This window comes from Paenibacillus anaericanus (assembly GCF_003994475.1).
Classification (GTDB): Bacteria; Bacillota; Bacilli; order Paenibacillales; family Paenibacillaceae; genus Fontibacillus; species Fontibacillus anaericanus.
This window is the reverse complement of sequence record NZ_RZNY01000005.1, coordinates 190,951-207,315: the sequence shown is the minus strand read 5'-3', so window position 1 is coordinate 207,315 and position 16,365 is coordinate 190,951. Positions and strand designations below refer to the sequence as shown.

The following is a 16,365-nucleotide window of genomic DNA, read 5'->3' as shown; positions in this document are numbered from 1 at the left end:
TTTCCTTTGGAAAGCTTTTAGGCCAACGCTCCGCTTCTTCAGGACAATTCCGTCCTCTCCACTATGATCTAAATATACTTCTTCAATTAAAAGCACTGATTTGGGTTTAGATTGATTTATTCTTCAACTCAACGAAAAACTCGCCCCGTGCTAACGCGCGTGGGACGAGTTTTCTATTTGTTATTCAGTTATTTCAATTAGACTTTTGTTATTCCACAGCTCCTTGAACGAATCGCAATGTTCTATTAAGTCATCAAATTTACCTTCACCCACAACCGAGCCCTTCTTCACCACAAGTATTTTGTCGACATCTTTAACGAAATTTAATCTGTGGGCAATAATGAGGATAGTTTTGTCCCTAAATTCATTCAAAATGGTTTCCATGATGCTTTTCTCCGTGATATTATCGAGTGCTGACACCGGTTCATCCAGGATCAAGATATTTCTCCTCTGTGCAATGACTCTCGCAAATGCTAGGCGTTGTCTTTCTCCTCCCGATAATTTAACACCCTTCTCCCCAACTAACGTATCTAATTGCTCAGGTAAAGCTAATATTTTTTCCTTTAAATGAACTTTGGCCAGAATATCATATATTTCTTCGTCTGAAATAGGATGATCAAAGACAATATTGCCCCTGATTGTAGTATCAAAAATCGGAGTTTCTTGTGATAGATATGAGATATGATCATAATAACTATTCAACTCAATCTCATCTAAATCCGTGCCATCAAGTAAGATATTACCTTCGTGCTTTTTTAATAATCCTACAATTAACTTGATGATGGTTGATTTTCCTCCCCCACTTAATCCGACAAAGGCAACTGACATTCCCCGCTCGATAGAAAATGACATCTGGTTCAATATCTTCACTTGTCCATAATCAAAGGATACATTTCTAAATTCAATATCGCCTTGAATATCTGTAATTACTTTTCCTGATTCTAAATTTTTATCTTCTGGAGCGTTAATGAAATCCTCAAATCTTTGATAGGTTACTTTATTCAGCCTATAATCCACAAAGAGAATATTAAAGATGGCGATCGGCGTGTAAATTTTATCAATAAACATAAATAATGCGACCACAACCCCAAGCGATATCTCACCTTTAACTATGCTATTTATACCGTAGATTAATAAAGTGACCTTGATGATCGTGATAAATAATTCAAATATGGCAAAAAAGGACTCATGGATCATTTTAAGGTGAACGCTTTTTTTAATTATATTTTGTGCTGTATCGCTTAATTTACTTATCTCTTTCTCATATCTTTTGTTTGTTCGGAAAACAACCAATTCCATGAATCCACGTATAGAGTACCTAGACATATTTTCCTGTTCTTTGAGGATGGTTGTCTTTATTTTATACAGATATTTCAGTAGTACGTTCGTTACAAGAAAGATAACTACATAACCACACGCGATAACTAACATAATTCTTATGTCATAGAAACTTATAAAGAATAAGCTAAATATGATGGTGGGCAATAACTCATGTATTGTCCGGAGTAAAAAGGAAAAGATGATGTTATTCCCGGCTGATGCACCATTCTCAATCACTTTTATCATTTGACCTGTGCCCATGTCTTGATACGCTTGATAATCCATTTTTGATATTTTGGATAAGGCCATAATTTTCAATCTTTCTGTGATGCTGTTCGATAAATGTACGCTAGGATATTCGTCGACATAATTGAGGATAACCGTTCCGCCTAGCAATACTCCATAGATGATGATTAGATTTGATATCTCGCCTAAACTGCTCACTACCACAGCTCTATCTAATATTTTTTGGAAGACTACAATCCCTAAACTACTCAGCAGTTGAATTGAGAATCCCAACAAAATATACAGCAATATCCACCATTTTAGATGCATAAGACACTTCTTTAGCATTATAGTTAATCTCCTATCTTTCAAATGAGTATACAAAAAAGCCAGGGATCCCTTGCCACTTAAATAAAGAACCAACCATCACTGAAGAAATGCACGGTCGTCCTTTATGTTAAATAGCTTAGTGCCCTGGCTCTATAAAATGACTGCCCGACACCGTCCAAAGTTCTTAGTTCACTACGATCAAAGGGATACACTCCCCCCTTGATAGCTGGCACGCGTTTCACCCAGCCCGGGAACTAGTTACTTCGAACAGTACGGTAAGCCATTCTCTTCACCTCAATTAAAAGATTATGCCTTATATTATATATCCCAATAGGTAATCGTTCAAGATTTATCCAAGAGGACAAGATTTAACTGTGCGAAATTTTTGACTTACGCAGTGAAATGATGTACATTACAGATTGGGCGAACAATTTGCAAAGTCTAAAACTATAACGTTCGTGTTTAGGGGTGTATTAAATGAAAAAAGTATTTGATTATGAAGATATCCAATTAATTCCCGCAAAATGTATTGTAGACAGCCGCTCTGAGTGTGATACCTCTGTAGCCCTAGGTGGACATACTTTTAAGTTACCTGTCGTACCCGCAAATATGCAAACGATTATTGACGAGAAGGTCGCAATTTACTTAGCCGAAAATGGTTATTTCTATATCATGCATCGTTTTGAACCAGAGAAACGGTTAGCATTCATTAAGGATATGCACTCACGAGGATTAATCGCTTCGATTAGCGTTGGAGTCAAAGAAGAAGAATATGCATTTGTTCAGCAATTAGCTGACGAGCGTATCACACCGGATTTCATTACAATCGATATCGCACATGGTCATTCCAATGCTGTGATCAAGATGATTCAACATATCAAACAATACCTGCCTAATTGTTTTGTTATTGCAGGAAATGTAGGAACTCCAGAAGCCGTACGAGATTTGGAGAATGCCGGTGCTGACGCTACAAAAGTAGGGATTGGACCGGGGAAAGTGTGCATCACGAAAATCAAAACGGGCTTCGGAACTGGTGGTTGGCAATTAGCTGCACTACGTTTATGTGCAAAGGCTGCAAGTAAGCCTATCATTGCTGACGGTGGTATCCGTACTCATGGTGATATCGCTAAATCCATTCGATTTGGTGCCTCTATGGTTATGATCGGCTCCCTATTTGCTGGACATGAAGAATCCCCAGGAGCAACCATTGAGAAAGATGGCAAGCTCTACAAAGAATACTTTGGTTCCGCTTCAGAGTTCCAAAAGGGTGAAAAGAAAAACGTTGAAGGCAAAAAGATGATTGTCGAGCATAAGGGTTCTTTAGAGGATACCTTGATCGAGATGGAACAAGATCTTCAATCTTCTATCTCCTACGCTGGAGGCAACAAACTAGAAGCCATCCGTAAAGTAGATTATGTGATCGTTAAGAACTCCATTTTTAATGGTGACAAGGTATATTAAACCTCCATTTATTTCTGGTGCGAGTCAGCACTAATTCTAAAGGGTACCCTGCGACCTAGGGTGTTCTTATATTTAAGGCTTATACTATAGGTTCTCTCATAGAAAAAACACCTCTTCTGTGTGGTAGTGATATCTGGACACCTTCACTTTACCAAACAAAGCGGTGTTTTTTTTTTACATTCTTATGTTCTAATCGACCTTACAAGATCCAGGGATAGAAGACCTCATTCAGATTTATTTAATATAGAAAACGGCGCTGCATCAGTGCAGCGCCGCCGTACCATTATCAAGCTTAATCACAGCATCCAGCCAACCTCCCTGCAGGCCCTCCAATGCGCCTGAAAAGATAGCGACTGTGCCAGGTGTCATTTCGTACAACGCATCTAGCAGCAAGAAACGAATCTCGATATCCATACCATAGAGAGGCTCATCCAGCAGCAGAAACCATGGATCAGCAAGCATCGCCTGAACAATCATAAGCCGTTGCTTGTTGCCGCCTGACAACCGCTGAATGGGCGTCTTCCTCTCGTTAGAAAGCCCGAGCCGTTCACATAGCTCGCGAGATCGTTCGTCGATGGTTGTGGTTGTCCGTGGCATCAGCTTCATCTCACCCACATAACGCAAGTATGCCTCGACGGTCATATTGTCATAGTACGCTGCCTGCTGTGGCTTGTAGCCCAGATAAGGTTTGAAAGCATTCCCTGACAACGCCACGCCATGAAGCTGATAGGTAATCAAGCCGCGTGCAGGCTGGTAAAGGCCAGCTATCGCTTTGAGCAATGCTGTTTTTCCGCTGCCATTGGCGCCTTCGAGACCATACCAGCCTGGCGTTAGAACCAGATTCACATCCCCTAGCAGCAGATGTCCATTATCAGCATGCAGTTCTACCCCGGTCAGCTTCAGCTCAGCTCCTCGCACCGCTCTTCCCTCCTATTCATCTTGCTTGTAATAATGCCGATGGCGTAGCAACATGCTTGTACAAACACCAAGCGCTATTGCCAGGTTAACAGCAACAAGCTTGCTTGCAAGCCAGTTAGTGGACCCGTATTCGCTGAACAGTTGAAACACGCCAAGCCTCTCACCAGCGGAAAACTGGATGACGCCCACTGCGAGCACAACCGCGGTACCAGGCCATGTCCCGAAGCGAAGCATCGCAGCCAGCGCTGCTAACGTGCTCAGGCAGATCGGCAGTAATAGATCTGTGATCAGTACAGCAGTGCTAGATCCGAATTCACCGCTGGTACCCGTCATGACGAGTATTCCATAAAACAACAGCGCTAGAAGGAGGTCATATAGCAGTATGGTTCCTACTCTGGCCACCATAAGCTGTACGGGCGTAACAGGAAAGGTCGCCTCAAGCTCACTCATTGGCGTATGCATGGATCGGAGTGAATAGGCCACACTGGCTACAGGGAGCAATAGAATCGTAAATAGAAATACATCCGACTTGGTGGAGCTACTAAACCATTCACTTGCAGCCAGCCCCTCAACGGCTGCTCCTGTGCCAACCATAAACGCTGATATAAGCCAAAACAGCCAATGCATCGTCTTTGCCTGGGCTGCCATGCGCTGCATAAGCCTTACAGGCAAAGATATAGCGGCAGTTGGTTGCCGCTCAGGCCTGTCATGCCTTGGCACTCGCCTGGATGAAGGTGCAGCAACCGTCCGCTCAGGCTGTGTAGCATATGCAGCGGCAAGCGCCAGCAGGGATTGGGTCTGCTGGCCGCTGGGGCCTTCCACAGTATAGCGATCCAGTTGGCTGAATACCGCTCCGATCCGCTCAGGTTCCCATTGATCCGCTGCTGCTTCGCCCTTTTCCTCCAGTCGCCGCTGCTCTTGCAATTCCCTGTACAGTTGACTGTCGCGACTGTCGCCACTACCGTTATCGGCGCTCCCGCTTCCGGAATTGTAGCTCATCCTGATCCTCCCCTTTCTGCAATATATCGGCCAGCCGCCTGAATGCCCGGTACAGCTTGGACTTGACCGTTCCAAGCGGCAGTTCCAGCAGCTCGGCTATTTCCTCCAGCTTGAGCTCCTCGTAAAAACGCAAAATAACAATTTGCCGCTCCTCCTCAGGCAAAGCGCCAAGGGCAGCAATGACGGCTTCCCGCTCATACTGCTTGTCTAAAAAAGACGCTACCGTATCTTTACCGCCATCTGCCGCATCATATACTCCGGTATCCTTAGCCGTCACTTCATAACGATAAGCTCCGGACTTCCATACATCACGGCAAAGATTAGTCGCGATTCGATAAATCCATGGTCGAAACCGTTCAGGCAACCGTCCAGCTTGCAAAGCCGTGAACACTCTGACAAAACACTCTTGCGCCAAATCTTCTGCGAGCTGACGCTTGCTGGTCAGACGGTATAAATACGCATAGATGGTTTGATGATACCGATAGACGAACAACTCCAGCACGGCGGTATTCCCTTGCTTGTATTGCGTGAGCAGTTGCTCATCCGTAACAACAGCCCTGCTGTCCACTTGACTCCCTCCTTTCTCGCTCGGCACTATTGCCTACGCACAAGCCAACCTCTGCCTTTCCCCAATAGAAGCAAGCAGCAGAAGAGCAGTATTCCAGCGGCCACAAATAACGCGATGGCGTTGTGCGATTGATCTGCGAACCGGCTCACCGGCCAGACGGCTTGAAATAAATAATAGCGATTGAGCGGCATACTGGACATAAAATACTCCAGTAACCACACCGTTGCCCCCACTCCCAGCCCGACAGCCATATTGCGCCCGAGCAGACTGCTGAGTGCCGCCAGACCGCCGACAAACATATTCACACTGAGGCTATGTTTAATTATGTAGGCTAGTTGTGCCGTACTTAAAGCGATCACCCAGCGGTCAATTGCCCAGAGCAACGCTGCTTCATAGATAACAAGTAATAGCGCAACGACCGTTACCCGCTCGGCGAACACGAGTAGTTGTGAATACGGATAGCTGAAATGGTGGGCAAAAGTACCCTCACTGAAATCATCCGCGAACAAGGTCGCACAGAGGGCAATCGTAAGTAAAGGCAGAATAAAAATAAAAGCCACTTTGACTTGATAAAATCCTGGAGATCGCAACAACTCTGGCAGCATGAGGCAACCAGTTGCTATTAACGCTGCAATAACAGCTATAGCAAGCAAGTATCCGCCCCATAGTATGCCCCATGCATATTTTGCACGGGATAAAAGGATGAGGGCAACCTTCATTTTCCTCCCTCCGTTTTCCTTTGCAAATAGCCTCGCAGAAGCTCTTCCATTTGTTCATCGCTATCCTCGTTTAGCTGGTCTTTGCCAATACTGTCATAGACGAGCTTGATGACATCGTAGACACTTTCAATGCCGTACTGGCTGTATATGGTGTTCATAAGGTCATAAACCTGACTCGGTGTACCGTCCAAAAAATAGCTGTCAGGTTTGAACAATGGACCTAGCAGTTCCTCTCCCGCCACCTTGCGCTCGATATAGACCTGAAAAATATTGTTCAGTATATATTGGGCGTTAAAATTGGCCACTCTAGCATAGCTACTCTCTCTACGTTTGGCACTATAATCAAGCCAATATTGCCCCGTCGTCAGTTGCGTTTTTCCATTTTTTCCTTGTTCAATTTCCGCCCCGGAAGCCCCATAATAACCATTTTTAGAATACTTGGACAAATAGTGAATATCGCGTGCTTCCGGACCTGCCGCAACTGGATCAACCATGTCCGTTTCTATAGAATTAAACTCATTCAATCTACTATACGGATAATCGGCAAGCGCCATAGTAATTGTCTTGGGAAAGCTCGTTGCGGTTTTTCCATCCAACATTTTCAAAGTACGCGCCGCTTCGGCATACTGCTCGGCTGTCAACTGTGCTGCTTCCTCCACAGAACGGGCAGGCAATTGGCCAGATGTCAGCAGACGCACCGTCTTGTCGCCTGCTGTCGCCTCTACAAACTGCAGATCGCCCCCAAACAATGTCAGTCCACTTGCTTCATGCAACTCTAGGCGCGTTATTGTAGCTTCCTTCTCTTCAGCCTGTTCACTAGCAATGAGAGAGGCGTTGGAGAACAGCTTCAAGCCACTTGGTCCTGTGAAGGCAACCTCAAAGTCCGCCATAGGGCGCGGCAAGTGTGTGTCCAGAATATCTGCAGCCTGGCGGCGCTCCTTAAATGCGTCTAATTCGTATTTATGTGTATCCGATTCCGATAGCCGGCTATTGCCGATAACGGGGTACCAGCCGTAAAAGGCTGGCAGGAACAGCCTGTTATTCTCAACGATAGCAGCCTGCTCCCATCGATCCCTGCTAGGATAGAAGGAATAATAGTGCCGCCAATCATTTATGGTACCGCTGTATGTCATCTCGATCTCCAGATGCTCGCCTGGAATAACGTCCGCAGCAGGCGTGATCCAGAGTACATCTGTAGCCTCTTCCCACTCATAGGCAGCAGCAGCACCATTCACCTTCAGTTCCTGTACGTCAAAGATATGCCGCAACATGATGGGGAATCGCCCTAGCGTCTCCGCTTGTCCATTACTTGCTTGCATCGTCGCCTGTATTTCTAGCCCATGCCGCGACAGTAATTCCAACTCCAGCTTGTAGCTGGTAATGTGCAGATCCTGGAACTTCATTCCGACAAGCAGATCTTTAATATGCGATACCGAGAGCGGTTTGCTTGTAAGTCCGTTTGGATTATAGCTAAACCCAATCGCTTTTTTGTTAAGGGTGATACGAGACATTTCCTCAATATCCGCTTCCGTATATTTCCCCGCTGCAATTCCAGCGACGAGCAGTTGCTCCAGTTCTCGCTGTTGCGTGGGTCCGTTGGCTGAAGTAAGACGTTCGCTATAGAAACGTTCATTGGCATCCGCAATATCGACCCGTTCCTGCAAGTGTCCGTACATTGCACTGCCTGCCCATATCAATGTCACACCCAGAACCAGCATCGAGGAGTAGGCCACCCATGCCCTGACCCGTTCCCGCCTGCGCCAACATACCACAAGCAGTACAGCTAAGGCCATTCCTACTGCTATAGCAGCAACCATGCCGCGATGTAGCCAAAACGCCGGATCATAGATGAACCCCCACATACGTGAGTAGGCATTGCCAATATGACTGACTAGTGAATAATCGAGCCAAACCCGCTTATGAGGCGATAATGCATGGCTTATCGGTAAAATTTTTGGCGAATTTGCCAAGACCAACAACAGGACGAAGCTGATCAAATAACTGTATCGCTTACGGATAAGGATGCCTACCAAGTAGGCGAGTACAGTTGCAAATAACATCGGGATGGCAAAGGAAGCAAATACAGCACAGGCATACCATTCACGCATTCCCCATGAGATGCCATCTTTTACGACCAACCATGCATAAGCCCCCATCGGCACGAGCGCAGCTGATAAAGGAAGGGTTACTGCGCAGAGCAAGCGTGCAGCCTCCATTTCCCATGTCCGATACGGGAAGGTGGCCATCATCGATGCTGTCTTCCATTCTTCATCCCGCCGTGCGATCGCCGTTGCCAGCAAAGGCAAAATAATGATGGCTACATTCCAATACACCTCAGATATATCCATTACGTATACTGCACGATCCAATTTTGCATCGATCGTCTGAAGCATCAAATACAGGATGCCAGCCATGGTTGCCAACATCAGATACAAGCCGGGGCCGCGCAGCAACAGCTTGCACTCGGTTTTGTAATAGCGAATCAGGTTCATTGGCTGTTCCCCGCTCTCATGACCGCTATATATCCGTCCTCCAGCCCTGCTGTTGTTTGGACTGCTCCAGGCAACGGCACAGAGCTGGCAAGAACACGAGCCTCGTAACCAGCTCCTGAACGCCTCGCAGTCACGATGACCGCGGTTTCCTTGAGCTCTGCAAGCTTCTCATCACCCACCTGGACCGTCCATACTTGTCCCTGCACACGCTGGAGCAATTGTTCTTGCGTACCGTGAAATACGATGCGCCCCCCGCTCATAATCGCCATGCTCTGACAGTTATTATCGATATCGGCGACGACATGTGTAGACAGCAGCACAGTACGATCTTTGCCCAGCTCTGCCAGCATATCACGAAAACGCATGCGTTCTTCCGGATCCAGCCCTGCCGTAGGCTCGTCCACAATAATAAACTGCGGATCACCAAGCAACGCCTGAGCAATACCGATGCGCTGCCGCATCCCGCCAGAATATTTGCCTATACGGACATGGCGCTTCTCTTCCAGATTTACTTTGCGCAGCATATCAGCTACTGCTTCCCTCCGGGCTTTTCCATTTGTAATGCCCTTCATGGACGCGACATAATCGAGATATTCCGCCCCTGTCAACTTGCGATAAACCCCAAACTCCTGTGGCAGGTAGCCGAGTAAGCCACGAATTTCACGTTCATCGCGCCCGAGCTTGCAGTGGCCGATTTGCACTTCTCCCGATGTTTTCGGTATTGCTGTTGCCAATACTTGCATCAATGTTGATTTCCCCGCCCCGTTGGGCCCGAGCAAGCCGAACATTCCTGTGCTGAGTGTCAGGTTAATTCCGTTCAGCACTTGTTTGCTGCCATATTTTTTGCATAATTGCTGGATTACTACTTGCATGATTGGCTGCCTCCATTCGTACTTGGCCAACCCCCGCGCGCACGAGTAGATTGTCAGACAGTATAACGACGCTCCCTGCTAAAAGTTCAAAAAACGGTGAACTTTTTTTCTAAAGGCATCTTTTCGGGCTGCCAATATAACATTTGTAACATGTGTCACTTGACGCTTATGACTTACACAAATCCCCGCCATTTATTACACTTACATTACATGTTATGTATTACAAAATCTGAAGATTAACTTGTTACCATCGATCGTTGGCCCTAAGACTTCCTCATAATTACCTTTTGTATAATTAGATACGGTCTTATGCCAAAACTTTTGTCCGATCACATTCTTGTCCGCTGGGTTCGTAAATAGCTCCCATTTACCTCTAAACATCTCGAATACTTTCGTTGCAGCACATTGTGCAATCCCATTACCTCTAAACGGCTGCATAAGAAAGAAATCATTCACAAAAAAATCAATGCCCGGCGTGCAGTAAGGTGGTGTAGCAACAAGTTCAAATCCAGCTGGAATATCATCTACTAAAATTAAATACGAATAAAGACAGTTTTGTTTCTCCCACCAAATGTTCTGGGCATCATATTGATCTTGTAATGTTGTGTAATCATTACTATCCTCAAATATTCCATGACAATTTGGAGTATGTCCTGCAATAAGTCCATAGTGCCCCGACAAGTCGTGAAGGTATAGTGGGTACATATTTTTTATAATGTAGGCCTCTTCTTTAGTGGTTAATTTTACTTCGATTTTCATACTGACCTGCTCCCTTCTTTTTACTAACTCTAACCTATATATTTTTCACAGGTTCGATTACTTCGAATAAGAATGAATGGCCACTTAAATAATCTCTTATGTAAGCCCCAGCGTACGGTTGCTCTTCGATTAGGCTGGAGGTTTCTCTTGGATCTGGCGCATGATGGCAGTAGTTCTCGATCATGAACATAATGAAAAAGCACTCTAGCTGCCGAATATAACCCGGTTCCGACTTTCTTACACTCTCATAACCTTGGATAAACATCCCCCGCTGCTTCGGATTAAGCTCTAGTAACAAACCCGCCATATCGTAGAGATAATAACCGTAACCACATTTTCCGAAATCTATCGGATACGGTTGTTCATCATTAAAAACGATGTTGCCCGTATGTAAATCCCCATGAATGAGTCCATGGTTCTGGTCGCTGCGCTCCATTTCAGTGAGCTCGGACAGTATTGTCTCGGCTGCAGCTTGGTATGACTTCCATCCCTCATTTGATAGGAACCGTGTATGATAAAGTTCTAATTTAGCAAATTCACTTCTAAATTGATCAGCCCCCCATTCAGGACGAACAAAATCAGCAGGTGGAACAAAACTCGCTGCTACATCATGCAGTCTCCCCATCATAACGCCCACGTTATATACACAGCTGTCCGAAAGCTTCCCGCTTGCATGCTCGCCGTCTACCCAGCGCATCATCGTGACATAGGGACGTTGATACCCTTCTTCCGTTTCTATTTCCAATACATAAGAGCCATTACAGCTTGCCAGACCTTCAGGTAAATTGAGCTCACTCGATTTATTCAAAGCTTGAAGAAGTACAAGTTCTGAAGCAATTTCCTCTTTGCGGAGCCTTGCCGAATGAATACGAAGTAAATAACTTCCCGCTGTACTTGTCTCGATTTTATAGGTGATCGTATCGGATAATTGGATGAATTGGATCCGTTCCCACTCCAGGTCATACTGTTGCAACGCCGATAAAGCAACTTTCCTCGCTCGTGCTAACAATGAACGTCTATTCTCATCAGTGTCATATTGAAAAAACTCCATCATAGTTGATGCCCCCTTTGTACAAGTAAGTATAAAAGTGGTGGCACTATAAAGATATATAATAAACACTTTAAAATAAATTTTGCACAAAAAGGCCACATCAGATTTCCATCCAATGTGACCTTATGTAGTCTACTTTTTAACATAAACAATCTTCTTAATACTATCGAAGGAAAGACAAAATTGACCTGAAAGTTGATCAATCGTCATCCCAGCAGAAAATTTTTGGCGGATCTCATGATTTCTAAGATTCAAATAGCTTCTGCCACCTGAATTTTCGCCCCATTTCTTACGTACCTCATCAGGTTTGGGGACATATACTAAGCCACCATGTACATATTTCTGTATTTCCTTTAACAACTCTTCCGGAAAAATAAGATCAGCGTTTACATATTTCATAAGCACCCTACTCCTTAAAATAATTGAAATTTTTAAGGTAGCAAAGCCTATTCTATAAACAACGATCACCCTACAAGGCATTATGGCGGCAACTTATCTCTTCGCTCTATACAAACAACCGCCGTTGTTTATAGTGTAGACCTTGCATAGAGCTGATCTTAAACTTTGTCATAATGCCCCTCCCTACTATAAGTGAAATGACTGAATCTAAATTAAGTTAAACGGTAAACAGCGAATGGTTCACTATAACGAAATGGATCGCTGATTTCATCCAACTGTTTAGTTACTTCGGAATCGAGATGGATATCAACGCTCTTTAAATTAGCCTCTAGTTGTTCGACACGTGTTGCACCCACGATCACTGTTGAGACAGCAGGCCGATCCATAAGCCAAGCAATCGAAATCGCACTAGGAGTATAGGCATGTTCTGCTGCAAGTTTACTTACATTTTGCCCAAGTGCTATCGTTCTCTCATTGAGAAATCTGTTAAAATTCGGGTCGGTAACGGCTCTTGAACTTGGAGGTGCTTGGTCTATTGACGTATATTTCCCACTAAGAATACCACCTGCTAACGGAAAATAGGGGATAATCCCCACACCCTGATCTAAGCAGAAAGGAACCAGTTCCTGTTCAGGCGTTCGATCCGCGAGGGAATAACTAACTTGAGTAGAAATATACCGCGTATAACCTTTGTTCTCGCTAATCCCCTGCGCTTTCATTAACTCCCATGCAGCATAATTTGATGCCCCAATATAACGGACCTTACCTGAACTGACCATATCATCCAAAGTACGCAATGTTTCTTCAAGCGGAGTATACGGGTCAAATGTATGGATTTGATACAAATCAATATAATCTGTTTTCAAGCGTCTAAGACTGTTGTCCAGCTCCTGTTGCAAATGATAGCGTGATGACCCCCGCTCGTTCGGACCATCGCCCTTCACTAATCCTGCCTTTGTCGCTAATACAACCTTATCTCGTCTTCCATCCAAAGCTTGCCCAATAATTCTCTCTGACTCAGAGCCCGCATAAATATTAGCTGTGTCTATAAAGTTAATACCGCTATCCAAGGCATAATGCAAGATCCTCGTAGATGTGTCCTTATCGGCCCGTTTGCCAAATGCATTGGTTCCAAGCCCTAATGCCGATACCTCTAATCCACTGTTTCCAAGACGACGATACTCTATGATGTCCCACTCCTTTGCAAACGAATTAATAACCTCATCGAAAAACACATTAAGTTAACAGTTCACGACTACTTCTACTTTCCATTTTATCACTATCTGTGATGAGGTTCACCATGAAGTCTGTAACGGCAAGTTTAGACTCGCGATTATTATAAGAACAGCTTTACCTCCAATTAGAGCAAAACCCTGTTTTCCAATATATTTTTCAAACTGATATGAGACTTTGAAGGGCCGAACTTTATAAGGGAATCTTGAAATTCAGCAAGTTCCTCAATAGATGCGGTTTGTACCTTAATGAGATAATTATATTCTCCACTAATGCGAAATAAATCAGTTACTTCCATAGCATTTTCGCAAAAAACAGTGAGCTCTTGGCAATGTTCTGTTTTTAATAGAATAAAAGTGGTCGTGCCTCGATTCATTTCCCGTAAATTAAAAACTGTGTTATACCCAGATATGATGTTTTTTTCTTCCAACTTGATCATTCTTTCTTTAACGGATGGTTGCGACATCGAAACCTCTTTGCTGATTTGAGAAATGGACATTCGTGCATTGTACTGAAGTAATGCCATGATTTTTTTATCAATTTCATCCATAAGATGTTCCATATCTAGAGCCCCCTGATTCAATTCAATAAAATAAACCCATTCACCAAAAATACCTTATATTTAAGAATCATATTACTATAAAACACTTATCTTTTGTATGTATCTTACTTATTAATGCAACTATAATAAATATATATTTTATAAGGGAGCGATTATTGATGAGCGTAAAAGGCCTTTCACATGTAGCGATCCAAGCCAGAGATTATAAAGCAACCATTACATTCTATATTGAAGTTTTAGGGTTCAAGTTAGGTCATCACTGGAGTTTACCCTCCTTTCAAATTAAAGAAGCTTCCATGCTGATTTCGCCTGACCAAAGAACCTGCATTGAGATCTTTGATAACGATGCAGTCATCCCTGCTCAAGGTAAGAAAGCATTGTCTGAAGAAGATATTGCTCACGGAGCGTTGTTACATCTCGCCTTCTATGTGGATAATGTAGATGAAATGTATCAAAAAGCCCTTGCTCATGGAGCAAAGGCCTTTATAGAACCTGATAACCTTTCTCTTGGCGAACCGCCCCTTCTAATAAAGAACGCTATCATTCACAGTCCCAACGGGGAAATTATCGAATTTATTGAAGATGTTGATTTTGATATGTCGACCAAAACCCATGTAAATTAAGCTGTTCAGAAAAAAACTGCCTCTATTTATGATACGGTTCACCGTGCTATCTGTAACGGCAAGTTTTAGGGCCATCCTCTTTGGATGGCCCTTTCTTTTTCTCGCTTTGTTCAATTATCGTATCCCGATAGTTGAATGATTAATGGTGATTTGACCCTTCATAGCGGGAGTTTAAATGCTTATTTTCGGAGCGAGGCATTATATCGGTGAGTGTATACAAACCATGTAATGCTTGCTGTTAATAATGCCAACGAAATCAAAGCCGTAAGAACACTATATGTTTGCCAAATAAGTATCGTTGACCAATCTAATGCACCGCACATTATACACAGGGCAATCGTAGCAATCAACAAAATAGCTGTTACGATTATTCGCCTTTTTGTCATTGGCTGCCGCTCATTCGTTTTCCTTCTGCGTAATCCTAAGAGAAAGAACAGAACGGCCAATAGGCAAAGAATAATTGTGGTAGACGACAAAATGATGTCCAAAAGCTGTGTGCCGCTTATTTCATATGACTGCGTTATATTGCCGTCTAATATATCTTTAACTTTTAGTACCATACTTCTATTAGTATTTGCGCCGTTGGTCAGCAAGCAGACGGCTGTTCGTTCATTTGGCAGTATGGCCACTTCGGTTGCGAAATTGGGATTACCCCCTGGGTGCTCTATAATCGTTTGGTTGGCGTTTACCGACCAGCCCGCCGCATAATACATTTCGTTGACAGCCGAAACAGACATATCACCCTGATGTGATTTTTCGATAACCGTATGGAATATTTCGGGTATGTCCTGCACAATACCCATCTGTATGCCCATCTGTATGCCCATCCAACGCGCCATATCTTTTGTACAAGAAATGATGTAGCCTGCGGGTTTATTCCCGGAAAAATCCGGCGCGTTATATGGAGTTGTCATAAAAAAGGAAGAACGATAGCCCTGTGCCAACTGTCCGGTGGCTTGAGCATCTTCTTTATAAACATACGTCTGGTGAAGACTTAACGGCTGAAATACCTGCTCCCTCATAAAGTCTTCATAGCTTTGTCCCGACACAATCTCAATAACCAAACCCAATACGTCATAATTAACGGTTCCATAGTTATACTGTTCACCGGGAGGGAACGCCAACTCAGCATCTACCAGCATTTCCACAGTCTTTTGCAGCAAATCTGGCGTATTGCCTTGTGGAATATTTTGAGTATGCCTACGATTTGTTAGGCCGCTAGTATGGTGAAGAAAGTTATTGAGTGTAAGGCTTTGCATATCAACAGGTTTCCCTTGATACTTTAACGTAAACCAAGGTAAATATTTTTGGACATTGTCAGTCATTGACAGCAGCCCTTGCTCTTCCAACAGCAGAATACCCATGCCGGTAAAAGCTTTACTGACCGAGGCCAACTCATATAGTGTATTTTCACTTGCAGACAACCCATTTTCACGGTCTGCATACCCGGAAGAAAAGTAGAACACTTCATCATCAGCAAGTATGGAGATTGACATTCCCGGCACACCTGATATACGAGAGGCATCATCCAGCAACGCTTGTATTGCCGCAGATTGCGTATCTGACAACGCATAACTTTGTGTTGCGAATCCTGAGAATAATATAAGTATCGTTAATACAAAAACAATAGTCTTTTTCATAAACTCTCCATTTCGAAGTACGCCTTATCCGCCAAATGCGTCGTCCCATTATACTTAATGCTAGACGTTCAATGATCAGATTACTATTGTAAACTTCACAGACCCATGTATATTATTTCTTGTTTCGCAAAAAGACCTCTCTGATTGGTTAGCGGAAAGGTCAATGGCTTAAATCTCATGTCTACAATTTGTCA

15 protein-coding genes are annotated in these 16,365 nt (G+C 43.9%); 2 read left to right on the top strand and 13 right to left on the bottom strand.

Translation table 11 applies throughout. From position 1 onward, the window contains the following. Nucleotides 1-180 precede the first annotated feature (180 nt). Nucleotides 181-1,893 carry an ABC transporter ATP-binding protein gene (locus EJP82_RS08630; RefSeq protein WP_127191629.1) on the bottom strand — a complete coding sequence of 571 codons (1,713 nt, stop codon included), beginning with the start codon at nt 1,891-1,893 and terminating at the stop codon, nt 181-183. Between the two features lie 459 nt (nt 1,894-2,352). Here EJP82_RS08630 and guaC point away from each other — a divergent pair, with 459 nt between their 5' ends. After that, a complete protein-coding gene (gene guaC, locus EJP82_RS08625) occupies nt 2,353-3,336 on the top strand; it encodes a GMP reductase (RefSeq protein ID WP_127191628.1) in 984 nt (327 codons plus the stop codon). A 261-nt stretch (nt 3,337-3,597) separates the two neighbouring features. On the opposite strand, the gene EJP82_RS08620 is transcribed toward guaC, so the two are convergent. The 11 genes from EJP82_RS08620 to EJP82_RS08570 form a co-directional block, all read right to left on the bottom strand. After that, a complete protein-coding gene (locus tag EJP82_RS08620; protein ID WP_127191627.1) occupies nt 3,598-4,254 on the bottom strand; it encodes an ATP-binding cassette domain-containing protein in 657 nt (218 codons plus the stop codon). 12 nt (nt 4,255-4,266) lie between these two features. Beyond that, the gene (locus EJP82_RS08615; protein ID WP_127191626.1) at nt 4,267-5,253 is read right to left on the bottom strand and encodes a hypothetical protein; all 987 of its coding nucleotides are present in this window, start codon (nt 5,251-5,253) and stop codon (nt 4,267-4,269) included. Then, nucleotides 5,219-5,821: an RNA polymerase sigma factor gene (locus EJP82_RS08610; RefSeq protein ID WP_170220159.1), complete on the bottom strand. Its 603-nt coding sequence runs from the start codon at nt 5,819-5,821 to the stop codon at nt 5,219-5,221. Before EJP82_RS08610 ends, EJP82_RS08615 begins: the two co-directional genes overlap by 35 nt. Nucleotides 5,822-5,847: 26 nt before the next feature. Continuing rightward, nucleotides 5,848-6,540, bottom strand: a complete 693-nt coding sequence (locus EJP82_RS08605; RefSeq protein ID WP_127191624.1) for a hypothetical protein — start codon at nt 6,538-6,540, stop codon at nt 5,848-5,850. After that, nucleotides 6,537-9,032: an MFS transporter gene (locus EJP82_RS08600; RefSeq protein ID WP_127191623.1), complete on the bottom strand. Its 2,496-nt coding sequence runs from the start codon at nt 9,030-9,032 to the stop codon at nt 6,537-6,539. Before EJP82_RS08600 ends, EJP82_RS08605 begins: the two co-directional genes overlap by 4 nt. Next, nucleotides 9,029-9,904, bottom strand: a complete 876-nt coding sequence (locus EJP82_RS08595) for an ABC transporter ATP-binding protein (protein ID WP_127191622.1) — start codon at nt 9,902-9,904, stop codon at nt 9,029-9,031. The genes EJP82_RS08600 and EJP82_RS08595 overlap by 4 nt, the downstream gene beginning before the upstream one ends. 213 nt (nt 9,905-10,117) lie before the next feature. Continuing rightward, nucleotides 10,118-10,663, bottom strand: coding sequence for a hypothetical protein (locus EJP82_RS08590; protein WP_127191621.1), 546 nt, complete (start codon nt 10,661-10,663; stop codon nt 10,118-10,120). Between the two features lie 34 nt (nt 10,664-10,697). Then, nucleotides 10,698-11,717 (bottom strand): phosphotransferase enzyme family protein, encoded by a 1,020-nt coding sequence (locus tag EJP82_RS08585; RefSeq protein WP_127191620.1) that lies wholly within the window; start codon nt 11,715-11,717, stop codon nt 10,698-10,700. Between the two features lie 129 nt (nt 11,718-11,846). Next, nucleotides 11,847-12,113: a CD3324 family protein gene (locus tag EJP82_RS08580; protein ID WP_127191619.1), complete on the bottom strand. Its 267-nt coding sequence runs from the start codon at nt 12,111-12,113 to the stop codon at nt 11,847-11,849. 212 nt (nt 12,114-12,325) lie between these two features. Next, the gene (locus tag EJP82_RS08575) at nt 12,326-13,300 is read right to left on the bottom strand and encodes an aldo/keto reductase (RefSeq protein WP_127191703.1); all 975 of its coding nucleotides are present in this window, start codon (nt 13,298-13,300) and stop codon (nt 12,326-12,328) included. Between the two features lie 173 nt (nt 13,301-13,473). Beyond that, a complete protein-coding gene (locus EJP82_RS08570; protein ID WP_127191618.1) occupies nt 13,474-13,908 on the bottom strand; it encodes an Lrp/AsnC family transcriptional regulator in 435 nt (144 codons plus the stop codon). Between the two features lie 158 nt (nt 13,909-14,066). Between EJP82_RS08570 and EJP82_RS08565 the strand changes: the two genes are divergently transcribed. Beyond that, nucleotides 14,067-14,531, top strand: coding sequence for a VOC family protein (locus tag EJP82_RS08565; RefSeq protein ID WP_127191617.1), 465 nt, complete (start codon nt 14,067-14,069; stop codon nt 14,529-14,531). 179 nt (nt 14,532-14,710) lie between these two features. Here the strand turns inward: EJP82_RS08565 and EJP82_RS08560 are convergent, their stop codons facing one another. Continuing rightward, complete coding sequence (locus tag EJP82_RS08560) at nt 14,711-16,171, bottom strand: serine hydrolase domain-containing protein (protein ID WP_127191616.1); 1,461 nt, start codon at nt 16,169-16,171, stop codon at nt 14,711-14,713. Nucleotides 16,172-16,365: the final 194 nt, after the last annotated feature.